Raw genomic sequence first — 17,820 nt, 5'->3', positions numbered from 1 at the left:
GTTCCGGCAGCCCGGCACCCACGTGCCGGAGAGCCTGCGGTGCGCGTGACGCTACGCACCGCGCAAAAACAAAATGCCTGCATCAGCGGACTGACACAGGCATCTTGCTGGCGGCAATCGCCTCGATTACTTACGCAGACCCAGCTTCTCGATCAGCGCGCGGTAACGGTCGGCATCCTTGCCCTTGAGGTAGTCGAGCAGCTTGCGGCGGCGGCTCACCATGCGCAGCAGGCCGCGGCGGCTGTGGTGGTCCTTCGCGTGGGTCTTGAAGTGACCCGTCAGTTCGACGATACGTGCGGTCAGCAGTGCGACCTGGACTTCGGGCGAACCCGTGTCGTTGGTACCGCGGGCGAACTGAGCAACGACTTCCGACTTCTTGATATCTGCAACAGACATGTGATTTCCTTTGATTCCTACTTGCTAACTGAACAGGCGGACACGGAAGAATGGCCGTGCCGTGACTTACAACCGGCGGGCATTGTAGCACAACTGCACGCCGTTCCCACCGCCGCCTGTCACGGGCGCGTCATCGAGCACGTGGACGGCATCTGCGTGCGCGGCGCGGGCAGCGCGAGGACCGTGCGGAACCCGTAGCCGGAACCCTCGTTGTCGAAACGCACGCCCGGCGTGCCGGCCTTGTCCATTTCCATCACGTAAAGGGGCTGGATCAGCTGGTGATCCTGCGCGCGCATCGTCGACGCGTGGAAGCCGTCGTCGAATGCCAGCCCTTCCAGCGCCCGCGCCACCGCGACGGGGTCGGCCGACCCGGCGCGGTTCAGCGCGGCGGCCAGCATCTCGACCATCAGGCTCATCCGCCGCACCGGATAGTCGTCCTGCGCGGCCGGGAAACGGGTCCGGAACGCACGATAGAACGCGTCGGACTTCGCGCCGCCCGCATTCGGATGCCAGTCCGCGACCGCCACCACCCGGCCGACGCCCGCGTCGCCGAGCGCGGCCGGCGCGCCGAGGCTGTTGCCGTAGAACGTGTAGAACTTCGCGTTCAGCCCCTGCTCGCGCGCCGCCTTCACGAGCAGCGTGAGATCGTTGCCCCAGTTGCCGGTGACGACGGCGTCCGCGCCGCTCGCGCGGATCTTCGCGATATACGGCGAGAAGTCCTTGATGCGGCCGATCGGATGGAATTCGTCGCCGGCGATCGCCACGTCGGGGCGCCGCTCGGCGAGCGCCTGCCGCGCCAGCGCGCTGACGTCGCGACCGAAGCTGTAGTCCTGGTTCAGCAGGTAGACCTTGTGCAGCGCGCGGTCGCGCGCCATCACGTCCGCGAGCGCGGCCATCCGCATCCCGGCGTGCGCGTCGAAGCGGAAATGCCAGAAGCTGCAGCGTGCGCCGGTCAGCGCCGGATCGTCGGCCGAATAGTTGAGGAACAGCATCCGGTTGTCGGGATTGCGCGCGTTCAGCTTGTCCAGCGCCGCGACGAGCGTGGCCGCGACCGCCGAGCTGTTGCCCTGCGCGACGAAGCCGATGTGCCGGTCAGCCGCTGCGCGCAGCTGCACGAGCGCCTCTTCCGGACTGCCCTTGCTGTCGAGCACGACGAGCTCGAGCGGATGCGCGCCGTCGCGCAGCTTCACGCCGCCCGCCGCATTGACCTGCTCGATGCCGAAGCGCAAATTGCGCTCGACCGCCGCGCCCGCGTTCGCGAACGGGCCCGACATCCCTTCGATCAGCGCGATCCGCACCGGCTCGCCCGCCGCGAGCGCGGACGACGCGACCATCCAGCCGGCGCTCAACGCGAGCGCGCATCGTTTCCACAGCTGCATCGGCTACCTGTCCTTCAATCTGTCCGGGAAGCGCGGATCATAGGCCGGCGGCGCTGCCGCCCGCAAGCATCGCGCGCAAACGAAGGCCGGCAGCGATCCGCACCGATTTTTTCGGCACGATGCGCGGTCGCGCGCCGTCCGTGATACAACTGAGCGGTTCGCGAGTTCTAGTTCTGGAGAATCCCATGCGCATTCGCATTCCCGTGCGCCTGCCGGTGCTGGCCGCCTGCGCGGCGGCGCTGCTCGCCGGCTGCGCACAACCGTGGCAGCAATACCAGGCCGGCCAGGACGAGTCGGCGATCGTCGCGCGCATGGGGCCGCCGCGCGAAATCTACGATCTGCCCGGCGGCGGCAAGCGCCTGATGTGGCCGACCCAGCCGATGGGCGAGGTCACGATCGCGGCCGATGTCGACGCGGCCCACCGGATCGTCAACGTGCGTCAGGTACTGCAGCCGAGCGAGTTCTATCGCGCCGAGATCGGCAAGTGGACCAAGACGGACGTGCTCGTCAACTTCGGCCGCCCGGTCGAGACGACCTACTTCCCGCTGATGAAGCGCGAGGTGTGGACCTACCGGTATCTCGAGGACAACGTCTGGTACATGATGTACAGCTTCTACTTCGACCCGCAGGGCATCCTGCGCACCACGCAGAAAACGCCGGATCCGCTGCACGACCCCGATCGCCGCAATCTGTTCTGATTCGTCGATTACGCATTTACGCGCAATTTTCACAATGGCCATTCACGCATCATTGCGGGAATGGCCATTTCCTTTTTTCCGTCATATTCGATTAACTGCCAATTCGGCGCGGTAATGCTTTCCGACGGATGTCCGCCGGACCGCCATCATTCCAACTCGTTCGCGCCCGGCCAGCCGCGGGAAACAGGCACCCGCAATGCATGTCATGCGTTGTATTGGTGCACTCGATGCACCGCGCCAGATCGAGTTGAAACAATTTGTATCAGTAACACCGGATGCTAGGGCATACCCCTAATATCAGTCGAAATTGAACCTTTCAATTTAGAAAGCATCCTATTGCTCCACTTCGTTCCGGTTTTCATTTATTTGCATTGATCAGAAAGGAGTCCTCATGAACCGCCCCAAGAGCATGCTGGTCGCCAACATCGCCTGGGCCCGCGAGACGCGCGAACATGCGCCCGGCTTCTTCGATGCGCTCGCGCGCGGCCAGAATCCGCGCGTGCTGTGGATCGGTTGCTCCGACAGCCGCGTGCCGGCCGAAACCATCACGCACAGCGTGCCCGGCGAGCTGTTCGTCCACCGCAACATCGCGAACCTGTTCCAGCCCGACGACGACAATTCCGCGAGCGTGCTCGAGTACGCGGTACGCGTGCTCGAGGTCGACCATGTGATCGTGTGCGGTCACTACGGGTGCGGCGGTGTACGTGCGTCGCTGCTGCCGCCGCCGGCCGACCTGCCGCACGTCGCGCGGCGCATCGCGCCGCTCTGCGCGCTTGCGCGGCGCCATCGCGGCACGCTCGACGGGCTCGACGACACGGTCGCCGCCGACCGGCTCGCCGAGCTGAACGTGCTCGAACAGGTGCGGCTGCTGCGCGCGTCGCCGATCGTGCGCGGCCGCGAGCGTTCGCCGCTCGTCCACGGCTGGATCTTCTCGCTCGCCGACGGCCGCCTGAAGGAGCTCGATTCCGGCTACGCGGCGCCGCCGGTCGAAACCGAACCGGAGCCGGCCGCCACGGCCGCCGCGCTCGGCTGAGCCGCGCCTCCCCCAACGTCCATGAAATCGCCCCAACCATGAAACTGAACGAGCGCCTGTCCACCCTGCCGCGCGACATCGTCGCCGGCATCGTCGTTTTTCTCGTCGCGCTGCCGCTCTGTCTCGGCATCGCCAATGCATCCGGCGTGGAGCCGTTCGCCGGGCTCGTGTCCGGCATCGTCGGCGGCATCGTCGTCGCGCTGCTGAGCGGCTCGTCGCTGTCGGTCAGCGGACCGGCCGCCGGCCTCGTCGTGATCGTCGTCGAAGGGATCGCGCAACTCGGCAGCTTTTCCGCGTTCCTGCTCGCGGTGCTGCTCTCCGGCGTGCTGCAGTTCGGCTTCGGCATGCTGCGCGCCGGCCGCTTCGCCGCGTATGTGCCGTCGCCGGTCATCAAGGGCATGCTCGCCGCGATCGGCCTGCTGCTGATCGTGAAGCAGATTCCGTTCGCGTTCGGTATCGGCGGCCCGGCCGCGCAATCGTTTGCTTCGTGGCCGGAGCTGCCGACCGCGTGGGCCGCGACGGCGATCGCAGGTGTGTCGCTCGCGCTGCTGATCGCGTGGGACACGCCCGCGCTCAAGCGCTTCGCGTGGGTGCGCTCGGTGCCGGGGCCGCTCGCGGTCGTCGTGTTCGGCATCGGCGCGACGCTCGCGCTCGGCGTCATCGCGCCGTCGGTCGCGCCCGGTGCCGCGCATCGCGTCACGCTGCCCGAGCTCGAGTCGTTCGCGGCGCTGGCCGCCTCGCTGAAGCATGCGGAGCTGGGCCCGAATTTCGCGCAGCTCGTCAATCCGGACGTGTGGCGCGTCGCGATCACGCTCGCGGTCGTCGCGAGCCTCGAGACGCTGCTGAGCCTCGAGGCGGTCGAACAGATCGATCCGAAGCGCCGCCCGGTGCAGCCGGACCGCGAACTGAAAGCGCAGGGCGTCGGAAATCTCGTCGCCGGCGCGGTCGGCGGGCTGCCGATCACGTCGGTGATCGTGCGCAGTTCGGTCAACGTGAACGCGGGCGCGCAAAGCCGGATGTCGGCGGTCGTGCACGGGATCCTGCTGCTCGCCAGCGTGTTCGCGCTGACCGGGCTGATCAACCTGATTCCGCTCGCGAGCCTCGCGGCGATCCTGATCCATACCGGCTTCAAGCTCGCGAAACCGGCGCTGTTCCGCTCGGTGCTGAAACAGGGGCCGGCCGCGTTCGTCCCGTTCGTCGCGACGATCGCGGGCGTACTGGCGGTCGACCTGCTGTTCGGGATCGCGCTCGGCCTCGCGTGCAGCGTGCTGGCGGTCGCGGTCGCGAACCTGAAGAGCCCCGTCTCGCTCGCGCAGCACGACGACCACTTCCTGCTGTCGTTCCGCAAGGATGTGTCGTTCCTCGGCAAGGTGCAGGTCAAACATCATCTGCGGCACATCCCCGATCGCGCGGCCGTGATCATCGACGCGACACGCGCCGACTACATCGATCACGACGTGCTCGAGCTGCTCGACGCATTCATCGCCGATGCGCCGCGGCGCGGGATCGCGGTCGAATTCCGCCGCCGCAGCCCGGCGGGCCGGCCGGCCGCGCGCCGCTGGTCGTTCCGCACGCCGGCTGCCGAATGACCGGCGCATGAAAAACGCCCCGGGCGGCGCAGGGCCGCACGGGGCGTTTCAGGTACGTCACGCGCCGAACGCGCGGCGCTTACGCGCGCTGCGGGTTGAGCTTGTCGTCCTTCGAGTGCAGCTTGTTCAGCGCCGCGATGTACGCCTTCGCGGACGCCGCGACGATGTCCGGATCGGTGCCGACGCCATTGACGATCCGCCCGCTCTTCGACAGCCGCACCGTCACTTCGCCCTGCGCCTGCGTGCCGGTCGTGATCGCGTTCACCGAGTACAGCAGCAGTTCGGAGCCGCTGCCCACTTCGCTTTCGATCGCGTTCAGCGTCGCATCGACCGGGCCGTTGCCGCGCGCCTCGCCGGTCACTTCCTTGCCTTCGACCGCGAACACGACCTTCGCCTGCGGCTGCTCGCCGGTTTCCGAGTGCTGCGACAGCGACACGAACTTGAAGTGCTCCTGTTCCTGCGCGAGCGCGGATTCCTCGGAGACGATCGCGATGATGTCCTCGTCGAAGATCTCGGCCTTGCGGTCGGCCAGATCCTTGAAGCGCATGAACGCGGCGTTCAGTTCGGCTTCGCTGTCGAGCGACACGCCGAGCTCCTGCAGGCGCTGCTTGAACGCGTTGCGGCCGGACAGCTTGCCGAGCACGATCTTGTTCGCGGTCCAGCCCACGTCTTCCGCGCGCATGATCTCGTAGGTGTCGCGCGCCTTCAGCACGCCGTCCTGGTGGATGCCCGACGCGTGCGCGAACGCGTTCGCGCCGACCACGGCCTTGTTCGGCTGCACGACGAACCCGGTGATCTGCGACACGAGCTTCGACGTCGGCACGATCTGCGTCGTGTCGATGCCGACGTCGAGGCCAAAGTAGTCCTTGCGCGTCTTCACCGCCATCACGATTTCCTCGAGCGACGTGTTGCCCGCGCGCTCGCCGAGACCGTTGATCGTGCACTCGATCTGGCGCGCACCGCCGATCTTCACGCCGGCGAGCGAGTTCGCGACCGCCATCCCGAGGTCGTTGTGGCAATGCACGGAGAAGATCGCCTTGTCCGAGTTCGGAATGCGTTCGCGCAGCGTCTTCACGAGGTTGCCGTACAGCTCCGGCACGCCGTAGCCGACCGTGTCGGCGATGTTGATCGTCGTCGCGCCTTCGGCGATCACGGCTTCCAGCACGCGGCACAGGAAGTCGAGGTCCGAGCGGCTGCCGTCTTCCGGCGAGAATTCGACGTTGTCGGTGAACTTGCGCGCGAAACGCACCGCGAGACGCGCCTGCTCGAACACCTGGTCGGGCGTCATCCGCAGCTTCTTTTCCATGTGCAGCGGCGACGTCGCGATGAACGTGTGGATCCGCGAGCTGTTGGCGGGCTTCAGCGCGTCCGCCGCACGCTGGATGTCCTTGTCGTTCGCACGCGCCAGCGAGCAGATCGTGCTGTCCTTCACGAGCCCTGCGATCGTGTGGATCGCGTCGAAGTCGCCGTTCGAGCTGGCCGCGAAACCGGCCTCGATCACGTCGACCTTCATCCGCTCGAGATGCTTCGCGATGCGGATTTTCTCTTCTTTCGTCATCGACGCGCCGGGCGATTGTTCACCGTCACGCAACGTCGTATCGAAAATGATCAGCTTGTCTGTCATGGGGGGCTCCAGGGCTCTTTATACGGGAATCAAACGTAACAAGATCGCGCCACCGCTGGCGACGCTCAACAACAGACGAGGCTTGACGGAGGGCGAGAACGGTCAGCGCGGCAGGCGCGCCAAAGCTAGCGCGCGTAGCGGCGCACCGGCTAGAAGGAGGGAGAGGCGGGGAAATGCAGTCATGCCGAAGACTATAGCGACATTCCGCCGGGTGCGCAATCGGACGGCGCCCCGGGATGACGGGCTGTGCAGGCGAAAAAGGGGCAAATGAAAACGGCGGCCAGAAGGCCGCCGTTTGTGCGCAAGTTGCGCGTCAGTGATCGCGCTGCGACGAGCGTGCGGGGTTCCCCCGCCCGCGCATCGCCTGGTAGGCCCAGAACACGTAGCCGGACAGCCCGTACAGCACGAACAGGCAGAACAGCATCAGCGGCGGGTCGGACGATACCAGCACGAACGCGACGACGACCAGCAGGATCGCCGCGAACGGCACGCGGTGCCGCACGTCGAGCGCCTTGCCGCTGTAGAACGGCGCGTTGGACACCATCGTCACGCCCGCGTAGATCGTCAGCGCGAACGCGACCCACGGCAGCCAGCCGAGCTTCATCGGCACGCGATTGTCGGTCGCGAGCCACACGAAGCCGGCGATCAGCGCGGCGGCGGCCGGGCTCGGCAGCCCCTGGAAGAAGCGCTTGTCGACCACGCCGATGTTCGTGTTGAAGCGCGCGAGCCGCAGCGCGGCGCCCGAACAGTAGACGAACGCGGCCAACCAGCCCCAGCGGCCGAGATCCTTGAGCACCCATTCGTACATCACGAGCGCCGGCGCGACGCCGAACGACACCATGTCCGACAGGCTGTCGAACTGTTCGCCGAACGCGCTTTGCGTATGGGTCATCCGCGCGACGCGCCCGTCCATCCCGTCGAGCACCATCGCGACGAAGATCGCGATCGCGGCGATCTCGAAGCGCACGTTCATCGCCTGCACGACCGCGAAGAAACCGCAGAACAGCGCGGCGGTCGTGAACGCGTTCGGCAGCAGGTAGATGCCGCGCGTCTTCAGGAACCGCTGGCGCGCGGCGCGGCGGCTTTCGCTGGGCACCGGATCGGGTGCCATCACCTTGTTGCGGCGGAACGGGCGCGGCGTCTGGCTGGTACCGTTGCGCGGCCGGCGCGGTTTGAATGCGGCCATCGTGCGTCCCGCCGCTTACTGTTCGAGCTCTGCGAGGATCGTCGACGACGCGTAGACCTTCTCGCCGATCGACACCTTCGCGCGGCTGCCGAGCGGCAGGTACACGTCGACGCGCGACCCGAAGCGGATGAAACCGTAACGCTGGCCGCGCGACAGCGGCTCGCCGGCGCGCACGTAGCAGAGGATCCGGCGCGCGATCAGGCCGGCGATCTGCACGGACGTGACGGTCTTGCCGCTCGCCGTCTGGATCACGACCGCGTTGCGCTCGTTCTCGGTCGACGCCTTGTCGATCGCCGCGTTCAGGAACGCGCCGGGGAAGTATTCGACCTTCGAGATCGCGCCGTCGACCGGCGAGCGCTGCGAATGGACGTTGAAGACGTTCATGAACACGCTGATCTTCAGCGCTTCGCGATTCGCGTACGGATCCTGCGTGGTCTCGACCGCGACGATGCGGCCGTCCGCCGGGCACAGCACCGCGTTGGGCTGCGCCGGGATCGGGCGCTGCGGGTCGCGGAAGAACTGGACGATGAAGACGAGCAGCAGCCAGAACGGCCATGCGAAGCCGAAGCCCCCGACGGCGTGGATCAACAACGCGATGACGGCTGCAATCGCGATGAACGGCCAGCCTTCGCGCGCGATGATCGGATGAGGATAGTTCATGGGTTCGTTCGGTGTTCGGTGAATTGCAAAGCCCGTAGGATAGCAAAAGCCGCCCGGGGCACTGCTGCCTTCGGACGGCTTTTTGATACCGACCCTCCACTCGAAGGGCCGGAACAGCACGTTTTGCTGCTATCGGTGCTTAGTTCTTCGTCTGGTCGACGAGCTTGTTCTTCGCGATCCACGGCATCATCGCACGCAGCTTCGCGCCGACCTGCTCGATCTGGTGCTCGGCCGTCAGGCGGCGGCGCGACTGCAGCGTCGGCGCGCCTGCCTTGTTCTCGAGGATGAAGCTCTTGGCGTACTCGCCCGTCTGGATGTCGGTCAGGCACTGCTTCATCGCCTTCTTCGTCTCTTCCGTGACGATGCGCGGGCCCGTCACGTACTCGCCGTACTCGGCGTTGTTCGAGATCGAGTAGTTCATGTTCGCGATGCCGCCTTCGTAGATCAGGTCGACGATCAGCTTCAGCTCGTGCAGGCACTCGAAGTACGCCATTTCCGGCGCGTAGCCCGCTTCGACCAGCGTCTCGAAACCAGCCTTGATCAGCTCGACGGTACCGCCGCACAGCACGGCCTGCTCGCCGAACAGGTCGGTTTCGGTTTCTTCACGGAAGTTCGTCTCGATGATGCCGGCACGGCCGCCGCCGTTCGCTGCCGCGTACGACAGCGCGATGTCGCGTGCCGCGCCCGACTTGTTCTGGGCAACCGCGATCAGGTGCGGCACGCCGCCACCTTGCGAGTACGTGCCGCGCACGGTGTGGCCCGGTGCCTTCGGCGCGATCATGATCACGTCGAGGTCGGCGCGCGGGATCACCGCGCCGTAGTGGACGTTGAAGCCGTGTGCGAATGCCAGCGCCGCGCCCTGCTTGATGTTCGCGTGCACTTCCTTCGCGTAGACGTCGGCGATCTGCTCGTCCGGCAGCAGCATCATGACGACGTCCGCGTTCTTCACCGCTTCCGCGACTTCCTTGACCGACAGGCCTGCGTTCTCGGCCTTGCTCCACGACGCGCCGCCCTTGCGAAGGCCGACCGTCACGTTCACGCCGCTGTCCTTCAGGTTCAGTGCGTGCGCATGGCCCTGCGAGCCGTAGCCGATGATCGTGACTTGCTTGCCCTTGATGAGGGAGAGGTCGGCGTCTTTGTCGTAGAAAACGTTCATGATGGTTCCTTCGCTAATTCAAAAATTCAACAATTCGTTCGGATTGGGTACTGCGGGCCGGGACATGACGGCGCACCCGGCGTGCCTTCTTGCAATATCGGCATCACACCTTCAGGATGCGCTCGCCGCGTCCGATGCCGGAGCTGCCGGTCCGCACGGTCTCTAGGATCGCGCTGGCGTCCAGCCCCTGGATGAATGCGTCGAGCTTGTCGCTCGCGCCCGTCAATTCGATCGTGTAGGTCTTTTCGGTCACGTCGATGATGCGGCCGCGGAAAATGTCCGACATCCGCTTCATTTCTTCGCGCTCCTTGCCCACTGCACGTACCTTGATCAGCATCAGCTCGCGTTCGATGTGTGCACCGTCGGTCAGGTCCACCACTTTCACCACCTCGATCAGGCGGTTCAGATGCTTCGTGATCTGTTCGATCACGTCGTCCGAGCCAATGGAAACGATGGTGAGCCGCGACAGCGATTGGTCTTCGGTCGGCGCCACCGTCAAGGTTTCGATGTTGTAGCCGCGCGCGGAAAACAGACCGACCACGCGCGACAGCGCGCCCGGTTCGTTTTCCAGCAGGACGGAAATGATGTGTCTCATGTTCGCTTCTTCCAGAATGTGTCCGTGTCGATTCACTCGCGCCGCGCGCCGCCCGGTGCCGCACCGCCCTTCGTGAAGGCGGCCGCTCCGGCCCCGGCGCGCGTCGCGCCGTTACAGATCTTCCGATCCGAGCAGCATCTCGGTGATGCCCTTGCCGGCCTGTACCATCGGCCAGACGTTTTCGGTCGGATCGGTCTGGAAGTCGAGAAACACGGTGCGGTCCTTCAGGCGCAACGCTTCCTTCAGCGCCGGCTCCACATCCGAAGTCTTTTCGATCCGCATGCCGACATGGCCGTACGCTTCGGCGAGCTTCACGAAGTCAGGCAGCGCATCCATGTACGAATGCGAATAGCGCTTGCTGTATTCGATCTGCTGCCACTGGCGAACCATGCCGAGATAGCGGTTGTTCAGCGAAATGATCTTCACGGGCGTGTCGTACTGCAGGCAGGTCGACAGTTCCTGGATGCACATCTGGATCGAGCCTTCGCCCGTGATGCACAGCACGTCGTCGTCCGGGTGCGCCATCTTGACGCCCATCGCTGCCGGCAGGCCGAAGCCCATCGTGCCGAGGCCGCCGGAGTTGATCCAGCGACGCGGCTTGTTGAAACGGTAGAACTGCGCGGCCCACATCTGGTGCTGGCCGACGTCCGAGCACACGAACGCGTTGCCGTCCGTCAGCTCCCACGCCTTCTCGACCACGTACTGCGGCTTGATGATCTCGCTGTCGCGGTCGAACTTCAGGCAGTCCTTCGCGCGCCAGCTTTCGATGTCCTTCCACCATTGCGCGAGCGCTTCGGTGTCGGGGCCATGCTCGGCCGTCTGCAGCTGCTCGATCAGTTCCTTCAGCACTTCCTTCACGTCGCCGACGATCGGGATGTCGACCTTCACGCGCTTCGAGATCGACGACGGGTCGATGTCGATGTGGATGATCTTGCGCGGACGCGACGCGAAGTGCGCCGGGTCGCCGATCACGCGGTCGTCGAAGCGGGCACCGATCGCGATCAGCACGTCGCAGTGCTGCATCGCCATGTTCGCTTCGTAGGTGCCGTGCATGCCGAGCATGCCGAGGAATTTCCTGTCCGACGCGCGATAGCCGCCGAGGCCCATCAGCGTGTTCGTGACCGGGTAGCCGAGCAGGTCGGCGAACTGGTTCAGCTCGCGCGCCGCGTCGGCGAGGATGATGCCGCCGCCCGTGTAGATGTACGGACGCTTCGCCGCCAGCAGCAGCGACACGGCCTTGCGGATCTGGCCCGAATGGCCTTTCGTGACCGGGTTGTACGACCGCAGCGACACGCTCTTGACCGGCTCGTACTGGCACGGCGTCTTGGAGATGTCCTTCGGGATGTCGATCAGGACCGGGCCGGGACGGCCGGTGCGCGCGATGTAGAACGCCTTCTTGACGGTTTCCGCGAGGTCGCGCACGTCCTTCACGAGGAAGTTGTGCTTCACGCACGGACGCGTGATGCCGACCGTGTCGCATTCCTGGAACGCGTCCTGGCCGATCGCGGCAGTCGGCACCTGGCCGCTGATCACGACCATCGGGATCGAATCCATGTAGGCCGTCGCGATGCCGGTCACCGCATTGGTGACGCCGGGGCCGGACGTCACCAGACAGACGCCGACGTTGCCGGTGGAACGCGCATACGCGTCGGCCGCGTGCACGGCCGCCTGTTCGTGGCGCACCAGCACGTGCTGAATCTTGTCCTGCTTGTAAAGCTCGTCGTAGATGTAGAGTACCGAGCCGCCGGGGTAGCCCCAGATGAATTCGACGTTCTCGTCGGCCAGTGCCTTCATGAGCACGGTGGCGCCGATGGAGTCGCCGCCGATGGAGTCGCTATCGGGAGGGGAATGGGGTTCCGACGTGGAGAATTCCGCGCTGGGCATGTTCATTTTGACCTTTCGAATTTTCGGCAAAAAATTGATCGGGTGCTCTCTGCCGGGCTTGTGGCTCGGGTTCAAGCGGCGCGTCCAGTTGAAGGGCGGGCTTCTTGGGCCAGCCTCAAATGAGACCTTCACTTCATGTTGCGAATCGCTGACGATAGCGGGTCGTGGTGGGGCCGTCAAGCAAAATATCCCGCAGCGCATCATGGCGCCCGCCCGCCGGTCCGCCCACGCGGCTCGCGCGCAACGTGCCGTGCTGCAACCGGTGCCAAGTCGCGCGAAAATTTGTTAGCATCCGCGGGTTTTACGAAATTTTTCGACCTTTCACACGCCGCAGTCCGCAGCGCATACCTTTACGGAATGGCATCAGACAAGGAACTCGCCGACTTTCTGGCGGGCGTCGAAAGGCGCGCGTTCAAGCAGGCTGCGTACGCCGTGCGGGACGACGATGCGTCGCTCGACATCGTGCAGGACGCGATGATCAAGCTGGCGGAGAAATACGGCGACCGGCCGGCGGCCGAGCTGCCGCTGCTGTTCCAGCGGATCCTGCAGAACGCGATCCACGACTGGTTCCGCCGCCAGAAGGTCCGCAACACGTGGGTCACCCTCTTCTCGTCGCTGAACAACACGGACGACGACGACTTCGATCCGCTGGAAACGCTCGAATCCGCGGACGACAATGCAGGTGTCGAGAGCACGGAACATCGCCTCGAGCGGGAACAGGTTCTGGCCCTGATCGACGAAGAGATCCAGAAACTTCCGACGCGTCAACGGGAAGCGTTCCTGATGCGTTATTGGGAAGATATGGATGTCGCCGAGACTGCCGCCGCAATGGGGTGCTCCGAAGGCAGCGTCAAGACGCACTGCTCGCGAGCCACCCACACCCTGGCGCAAGCGCTCAAGGCCAAAGGAATCACGCTATGAGCTCCGCTCCCGTAAATCGAGAACACGAATTCGCGCTGAAGGTACGCCGCGCGCTGGACGAACGTGCCGCGGCGCTGCCTGCCGCGACCACCGACCGTCTGGCCGCCGCGCGCCGGGCCGCGCTCGCGCGCAAGAAGCCGGAAGCCGCGACCGCGCCGGTGTTCGTGCCGGCGTTCGCCGGTGCGGCCGGCACGTATGGCACGCCGCCCGCGAGCCGCCCGCGCGCGTCGTTCGCGCGCCGCCTGCTGCGCGCGTGGCCGCTCGCACTGCTGCTCGCGGGGCTCGTCGGCATCGCGTACTGGGAAGACATGCAGCGCACCGCCGAACTCGCCGACATCGACGCGGCGATGCTCAGCGACGACCTGCCGCTCAACGCGTATCTCGATCACGGGTTCAACGCGTATCTTTCGCACGCACGCTAACGGACAATAACGAGGGGATCGCACGGGTGAGTCAGAAACGCGGCCTGGCCGTATTTTTCGGATGCGTGATCGCGATCGCCATATCGTACGTCGCCACCTATTCCCGATTCAACCCGCCCCCCGCGGCTTCCGCCGCGGCCAGCAGTGCACCCGCGCCGACCTCGGCCGCGGCCGGCCTGACCACCGAACTCCCGCCGCTGCCCCTGCCGCTGCCGGCCGCCAACGGCCCGCTGTCGTGGGCGCGCCTGACGCCCGCGCAACGCGCGGCGCTCGCGCCGTTCGCCGACCAGTGGGACGGCTTCAGCGACGCGCGCAAGCGCAAATGGCTGAAGATCGCATCGCGTTTCGCGAAGTTGACGCCCGATGCGCAGAAACACCTGCAGGAACGGATGTCCGAATGGGTGCGGATGACGCCCGAGCAGCGCCGCGTCGCGCGCGAGAATTATCAGAGCGCGAAGGAACTGTCCGCACAGGCGCGCGAGCGTGCATGGAAGGCCTACCAGCAGCTGCCTGAAGAACAGAAGCAGCGCCTCGCCGCGACCGAGCGCCGGCGCAAACCCAGCGTCGTCAGCGCGCCGCCGACCGTCGCCGACCGCGATGTGCGCCGCCTCGTCAATTCGCACGACCATCCGGCGAGCAGCGCGGCGCCCGCGCCGGTGCCCGCATCGGCCGGCGCCGGCGTACCGCCGCCTGCCGCGTCGGCGACGTCCGGCACCGGGCCCGCCGCCGCGCCGGCTGCCGTCTCGCCGGTATCGCCCGCCGACGCCCCGTCGCTGTTCAAGGGTTCCTGAGCGGCCGTGACGCACGTGCCCGCCTCCGCCGCTGCGGCCGCCCCGGCCGTCACCGCGCCGTCCGTGCGCCGCCGCCTCGCGGCGATGCTGTACGAAGCCGTGCTGCTGTTCGGCGTGGTGTTCTTCGCCGGGCTCGCATTCGGCCTCGCGACGCAGCAGCGCAACGGCCTCGTCCATCACAACCTGCTCGCCGCATGGATCGCGCTCGTCGTCGGCGCGTATTTCGTGTGGTTCTGGACCCACGGCGGCCAGACGCTGCCGATGAAGACCTGGCGGCTGCGGCTCGAATCGTCGAGCGGCCGGCCGCTGAACGCCGGCCACGCGCTCGTGCGCTACGCGCTCGGCTGGCTGTGGTTCCTGCCGCCGCTCGCGCTGCATCCGCTCGTCGGCCTGACGGTGCCCGTCACGCTCGCGATCGCGGCCGCATGGATTGCCGCGTGGGCCGCCGCCGCGCGCCTGCACGCCGGCCGCCAGTTCCCGCACGACCGCCTCGCGCGCACCCGCGTCGTCGCCATTCCGCGCTGACGCGGCGGATTCCGCGCAACCGGCGCTGCACCCGCAGCGAGCGTTCGGCCCGCGCCGCGCGGCAGCACATCCATCCGGCGAAATCCGTCGAAAACGCGCGCGGGACCGCCCCGCCCGGCCTGCCCGATACCGTCGCACCGGTCGGTTCGGCAGATTACGCAACGCCGCCGCATTCACTGCTAAACACGCGACAACGACAGTAATAAGAACGTCTCGTGACTGTCACGGCATGGTCACGCCCGCATGGCGCAATGCGTGCATGTCAACCGGCGCGAGTCATGCATGGGCCAGAAAACGTCCGCGACCTCCCTGTTCCGTCAACCGCTCGGCGCCCGCGCCGTCACCGCGTTCCTGTCCGGCGCGGCCGCAACCGATGCGCTGTCGTCGCACGAGCCGGCGACCACGCACGCCGCGCATGACGATCCCGAACCGTCCGCCCACCGCTACCGCACGATCTGGCTGTCCGACATCCACCTCGGCTCGAGCGGCTGCCAGGCGCCGTACCTGCTCGACTTCCTGCGCCACAACGATTCGGAATACCTGTACCTCGTCGGCGACATCATCGACGGCTGGCAGCTGAAGAAGGGCTGGTACTGGCCGCAGGCGCACAACGACGTCGTGCAGAAGATCCTGCGCAAGGCGCGCAAGGGCACGCAGGTCGTCTACATCCCGGGCAACCACGACGAAGGCGCGCGGCAGTTCTGCGATCTCGCGTTCGGCGACATCCAGGTGCGCGGCGAGGCGTTCCACACGACGCTCGCAGGCAAACGTTTGTGGATCGTGCACGGCGACCTGTTCGACGGCGTGATCCAGCACGCGAAATGGCTCGCGTATCTCGGCGACACGCTGTACACGCTGATCCTCGTGCTGAACCGCTGGTTCAACCGGATCCGCAGCCGGCTCGGCTTCCAGTACTGGTCGCTGTCGCAGTATCTGAAGCACCAGGTGAAGAACGCGGTCAACTTCATCTCGCAGTTCGAGACCGTGATGACCGACGAGGCGCGCCGCCGCGGCTGCGACGGCGTCGTCTGCGGGCACATCCACAAGGCGGAGATCCGCGACATCGACGGCGTGCTGTACTGCAACGACGGCGACTGGGTCGAGAGCCTGTCCGCGCTCGTCGAAACAATGGAAGGCGAACTGAAGATCGTCTACTGGACGGTGATGCGCAGCGCGCCGTCCGCCGCCCCGTCGCGCAAGGCCAAGGCCACCGCCTGACACCACTCCACTTACAGGACACATGCCGCGATGAAGATCATGATCGTCACCGACGCGTGGGAACCGCAGGTCAACGGCGTCGTGCGCACGCTGAAGAGCACGTCCCGCGAACTCGCCGCGCTCGGCCACCGGGTCGAAATGCTGACGCCGCTGGAATTCCGCACGGTGCCCTGCCCGACCTACCCGGAGATCCGCCTGTCGATCCTGCCGTACCGCAAGCTGCGCGCACGAATCGATGCGTTCGCGCCCGACGCGCTGCACATCGCGACCGAAGGCCCGCTCGGCCTCGCCGCGCGCCGCTATGCGCGCGCGCGCAAGCTGCCGTTCACGACCGCGTACCACACGCGCTTTCCGGAATACGTGCAGGCGCGCTTCGGCATCCCGCTCGCGGCGACCTACAAGTTCCTGCACTGGTTCCACGGACCCTCGCTCGCGGTGATGGCGCCGACCCCGGTCGTGAAGCAGGACCTCGAGAAGTTCGGTTTCACGAACGTCGTGCTGTGGACGCGCGGCGTCGACCTCGACATCTTCCGGCCGATGGAGTCGAAGGTGCTCAACACCGCGCGGCCGATCTTCCTGTACGTCGGCCGCGTCGCGATCGAGAAGAACGTCGAGGCGTTCCTGCGGCTCGACCTGCCCGGCTCGAAATGGGTCGCGGGCGAAGGCCCGGCGCTCGCCGAGCTGAAGTCGCGCTATCCGGAAGCGAACTATCTCGGCGTCCTGTCCCAAGCGGAGCTCGCGAAGGTGTATGCTGCGGCCGACGTGTTCGTGTTCCCGAGTCGCACCGACACGTTCGGCCTCGTGCTGCTGGAGGCGCTCGCATGCGGCACGCCGGTCGCCGCCTACCCGGTCACGGGCCCGATCGACGTGCTCGGCGGGGGCCATGCCGGTGCGATGCACGAAGACCTGCAGGAAGCCTGCCTCGAGGCGCTGAAGATCGAACGCGAGACCGCGCGCGCATGGGCGGAACGCTTCTCGTGGCGCGCGGCGTCCGAGCAGTTCGCATCGCACCTGAAGCCGCTGCCGAAGACCGCGTACTCGCCCGCCGAAGGTGCCGCCGTTTGAAACGAGACCTGAACGACAACCACCACCCGCCCCCTGCCGCGGCGGCGCATCGGCATCGTCCGTTCGACGAGGAAGAGCCGCACGCCGACGCGGACCTGCACCCGCACGAACCGCTCGGCCCGGACGATCGTCTGGCGCCGCTGCCGCCGAACCCGTACAAGCGCCACCGCGGCATCACGCGCGCGTGGTACGCGCTCAAGCATTCGCTGAACGGCTTTCGCGTCGCGATCCGCGAGGAAAGCGCATTTCGCCAGGAACTCACGCTCGCGGCGCTGATGCTGCCGATCGGCGCGTTCTCGCCGGTGCCGGCCGCGTCGCGCGCGCTGCTGATCGGCTCGGTGCTGCTGGTGCTGATCGTCGAGCTGCTGAACTCGAGCGTCGAGGCCGCGATCGACCGCATCTCGCTCGAGCGCCACGAACTGTCGAAGCGCGCGAAAGACCTCGGCAGCGCGGCGGTCACGGTCGCGCTGTTCGCGTGCGTGACGACGTGGGGCTTCGTGCTCGGCCCGGTCGTCGCGGGCTGGCTGGGGTTCTAGCCGCATCCGGCGGCGCCCGCCGCGATGCGGGCTTGCGGCGGTGCAGCACGCCGCCGCATGCATTGCGCACACGAAATGCGCCCGTTGTAAGGAAACAGCGGTTTATAATCGTCCGCCAGACTTAGAACAGCAACCCGCGCCG

General features: G+C 66.4%; 16 protein-coding genes and 1 pseudogene. 9 read left to right on the top strand and 8 right to left on the bottom strand.

From position 1 onward, the window contains the following. Positions 1–126: 126 nt before the first annotated feature. Together rpsO and Q3A80_RS13475 are read right to left on the bottom strand one after the other, a co-directional pair. Entirely contained in the window at positions 127–396 is a 270-nt protein-coding gene (rpsO, locus tag Q3A80_RS13480; RefSeq protein WP_006398792.1) for a 30S ribosomal protein S15, read from the bottom strand. 119 nt (positions 397–515) lie between these two features. Further along, complete coding sequence (locus Q3A80_RS13475) at positions 516–1,775, bottom strand: branched-chain amino acid ABC transporter substrate-binding protein (protein WP_446329470.1); 1,260 nt, start codon at positions 1,773–1,775, stop codon at positions 516–518. 185 nt (positions 1,776–1,960) lie between these two features. Between Q3A80_RS13475 and Q3A80_RS13470 the strand changes: the two genes are divergently transcribed. After that, positions 1,961–2,473, top strand: coding sequence for a hypothetical protein (locus Q3A80_RS13470; protein ID WP_446329469.1), 513 nt, complete (start codon positions 1,961–1,963; stop codon positions 2,471–2,473). Positions 2,474–2,977: 504 nt separating this feature from the next. After that, positions 2,978–5,095: pseudogene (locus tag Q3A80_RS13465) on the top strand (SulP family inorganic anion transporter); the annotation flags it as partial. 79 nt (positions 5,096–5,174) lie between these two features. On the opposite strand, the gene Q3A80_RS13460 reads toward Q3A80_RS13465, so the two are convergent. The 6 genes from Q3A80_RS13460 to Q3A80_RS13435 form a co-directional block, all read right to left on the bottom strand. Continuing rightward, positions 5,175–6,719, bottom strand: a complete 1,545-nt coding sequence (locus tag Q3A80_RS13460) for a 2-isopropylmalate synthase (protein WP_446329468.1) — start codon at positions 6,717–6,719, stop codon at positions 5,175–5,177. Between the two features lie 313 nt (positions 6,720–7,032). Next, the gene (gene pssA, locus Q3A80_RS13455; protein ID WP_446329467.1) at positions 7,033–7,905 is read right to left on the bottom strand and encodes a CDP-diacylglycerol--serine O-phosphatidyltransferase; all 873 of its coding nucleotides are present in this window, start codon (positions 7,903–7,905) and stop codon (positions 7,033–7,035) included. Positions 7,906–7,920: 15 nt separating this feature from the next. Then, positions 7,921–8,565 (bottom strand): phosphatidylserine decarboxylase, encoded by a 645-nt coding sequence (locus Q3A80_RS13450; RefSeq protein ID WP_446329466.1) that lies wholly within the window; start codon positions 8,563–8,565, stop codon positions 7,921–7,923. A 139-nt stretch (positions 8,566–8,704) separates the two neighbouring features. Continuing rightward, positions 8,705–9,721: a ketol-acid reductoisomerase gene (gene ilvC, locus Q3A80_RS13445; RefSeq protein ID WP_040144685.1), complete on the bottom strand. Its 1,017-nt coding sequence runs from the start codon at positions 9,719–9,721 to the stop codon at positions 8,705–8,707. Positions 9,722–9,824: 103 nt separating this feature from the next. Continuing rightward, positions 9,825–10,316 carry an acetolactate synthase small subunit gene (gene ilvN, locus Q3A80_RS13440; RefSeq protein WP_006750445.1) on the bottom strand — a complete coding sequence of 164 codons (492 nt, stop codon included), beginning with the start codon at positions 10,314–10,316 and terminating at the stop codon, positions 9,825–9,827. Positions 10,317–10,427: 111 nt separating this feature from the next. Further along, entirely contained in the window at positions 10,428–12,206 is a 1,779-nt protein-coding gene (locus Q3A80_RS13435; RefSeq protein WP_446329465.1) for an acetolactate synthase 3 catalytic subunit, read from the bottom strand. A gap of 351 nt (positions 12,207–12,557) precedes the next feature. Here Q3A80_RS13435 and Q3A80_RS13430 point away from each other — a divergent pair, with 351 nt between their 5' ends. The 7 genes from Q3A80_RS13430 (at position 12,558) to Q3A80_RS13400 (ending at position 17,678) form a co-directional block, all read left to right on the top strand. Continuing rightward, the gene (locus Q3A80_RS13430) at positions 12,558–13,121 is read left to right on the top strand and encodes an RNA polymerase sigma factor (RefSeq protein ID WP_014896488.1); all 564 of its coding nucleotides are present in this window, start codon (positions 12,558–12,560) and stop codon (positions 13,119–13,121) included. Further along, the gene (locus Q3A80_RS13425; protein WP_446329464.1) at positions 13,118–13,543 is read left to right on the top strand and encodes a DUF3619 family protein; all 426 of its coding nucleotides are present in this window, start codon (positions 13,118–13,120) and stop codon (positions 13,541–13,543) included. The genes Q3A80_RS13430 and Q3A80_RS13425 overlap by 4 nt, the downstream gene beginning before the upstream one ends. A 26-nt stretch (positions 13,544–13,569) precedes the next feature. Continuing rightward, positions 13,570–14,334, top strand: coding sequence for a DUF3106 domain-containing protein (locus Q3A80_RS13420; protein ID WP_446329463.1), 765 nt, complete (start codon positions 13,570–13,572; stop codon positions 14,332–14,334). A gap of 15 nt (positions 14,335–14,349) precedes the next feature. Continuing rightward, on the top strand, positions 14,350–14,859 hold the full coding sequence (locus Q3A80_RS13415; RefSeq protein ID WP_446329462.1) for an RDD family protein: 510 nt from the start codon (positions 14,350–14,352) through the stop codon (positions 14,857–14,859). 282 nt (positions 14,860–15,141) lie between these two features. Beyond that, entirely contained in the window at positions 15,142–16,077 is a 936-nt protein-coding gene (locus Q3A80_RS13410; RefSeq protein ID WP_446329461.1) for a UDP-2,3-diacylglucosamine diphosphatase, read from the top strand. 30 nt (positions 16,078–16,107) lie between these two features. Beyond that, positions 16,108–17,142 (top strand): glycosyltransferase family 4 protein, encoded by a 1,035-nt coding sequence (locus tag Q3A80_RS13405; RefSeq protein WP_446329460.1) that lies wholly within the window; start codon positions 16,108–16,110, stop codon positions 17,140–17,142. Continuing rightward, complete coding sequence (locus Q3A80_RS13400) at positions 17,139–17,678, top strand: diacylglycerol kinase (RefSeq protein WP_446329459.1); 540 nt, start codon at positions 17,139–17,141, stop codon at positions 17,676–17,678. The genes Q3A80_RS13405 and Q3A80_RS13400 overlap by 4 nt, the downstream gene beginning before the upstream one ends. Positions 17,679–17,820 lie beyond the last annotated feature (142 nt).

The sequence above is a fragment of the Burkholderia sp. SR8 genome (genome assembly GCF_052851275.1).
This window is presented reverse-complemented; position numbering and strand designations above follow the sequence as displayed.

Coding starts and splice junctions, on each gene's coding strand:
- rpsO (WP_006398792.1), bottom strand. CDS start 396: ATGTCTGTTGCAGATATCAAGAAGTCGGAAGTCGTTGCTCAGTTCGCC.
- Q3A80_RS13475 (WP_446329470.1), bottom strand. CDS start 1,775: ATGCAGCTGTGGAAACGATGCGCGCTCGCGTTGAGCGCCGGCTGGATG.
- Q3A80_RS13470 (WP_446329469.1), top strand. CDS start 1,961: ATGCGCATTCGCATTCCCGTGCGCCTGCCGGTGCTGGCCGCCTGCGCG.
- Q3A80_RS13460 (WP_446329468.1), bottom strand. CDS start 6,719: ATGACAGACAAGCTGATCATTTTCGATACGACGTTGCGTGACGGTGAA.
- pssA (WP_446329467.1), bottom strand. CDS start 7,905: ATGGCCGCATTCAAACCGCGCCGGCCGCGCAACGGTACCAGCCAGACG.
- Q3A80_RS13450 (WP_446329466.1), bottom strand. CDS start 8,565: ATGAACTATCCTCATCCGATCATCGCGCGCGAAGGCTGGCCGTTCATC.
- ilvC (WP_040144685.1), bottom strand. CDS start 9,721: ATGAACGTTTTCTACGACAAAGACGCCGACCTCTCCCTCATCAAGGGC.
- ilvN (WP_006750445.1), bottom strand. CDS start 10,316: ATGAGACACATCATTTCCGTCCTGCTGGAAAACGAACCGGGCGCGCTG.
- Q3A80_RS13435 (WP_446329465.1), bottom strand. CDS start 12,206: ATGAACATGCCCAGCGCGGAATTCTCCACGTCGGAACCCCATTCCCCT.
- Q3A80_RS13430 (WP_014896488.1), top strand. CDS start 12,558: ATGGCATCAGACAAGGAACTCGCCGACTTTCTGGCGGGCGTCGAAAGG.
- Q3A80_RS13425 (WP_446329464.1), top strand. CDS start 13,118: ATGAGCTCCGCTCCCGTAAATCGAGAACACGAATTCGCGCTGAAGGTA.
- Q3A80_RS13410 (WP_446329461.1), top strand. CDS start 15,142: ATGGGCCAGAAAACGTCCGCGACCTCCCTGTTCCGTCAACCGCTCGGC.
- Q3A80_RS13405 (WP_446329460.1), top strand. CDS start 16,108: ATGAAGATCATGATCGTCACCGACGCGTGGGAACCGCAGGTCAACGGC.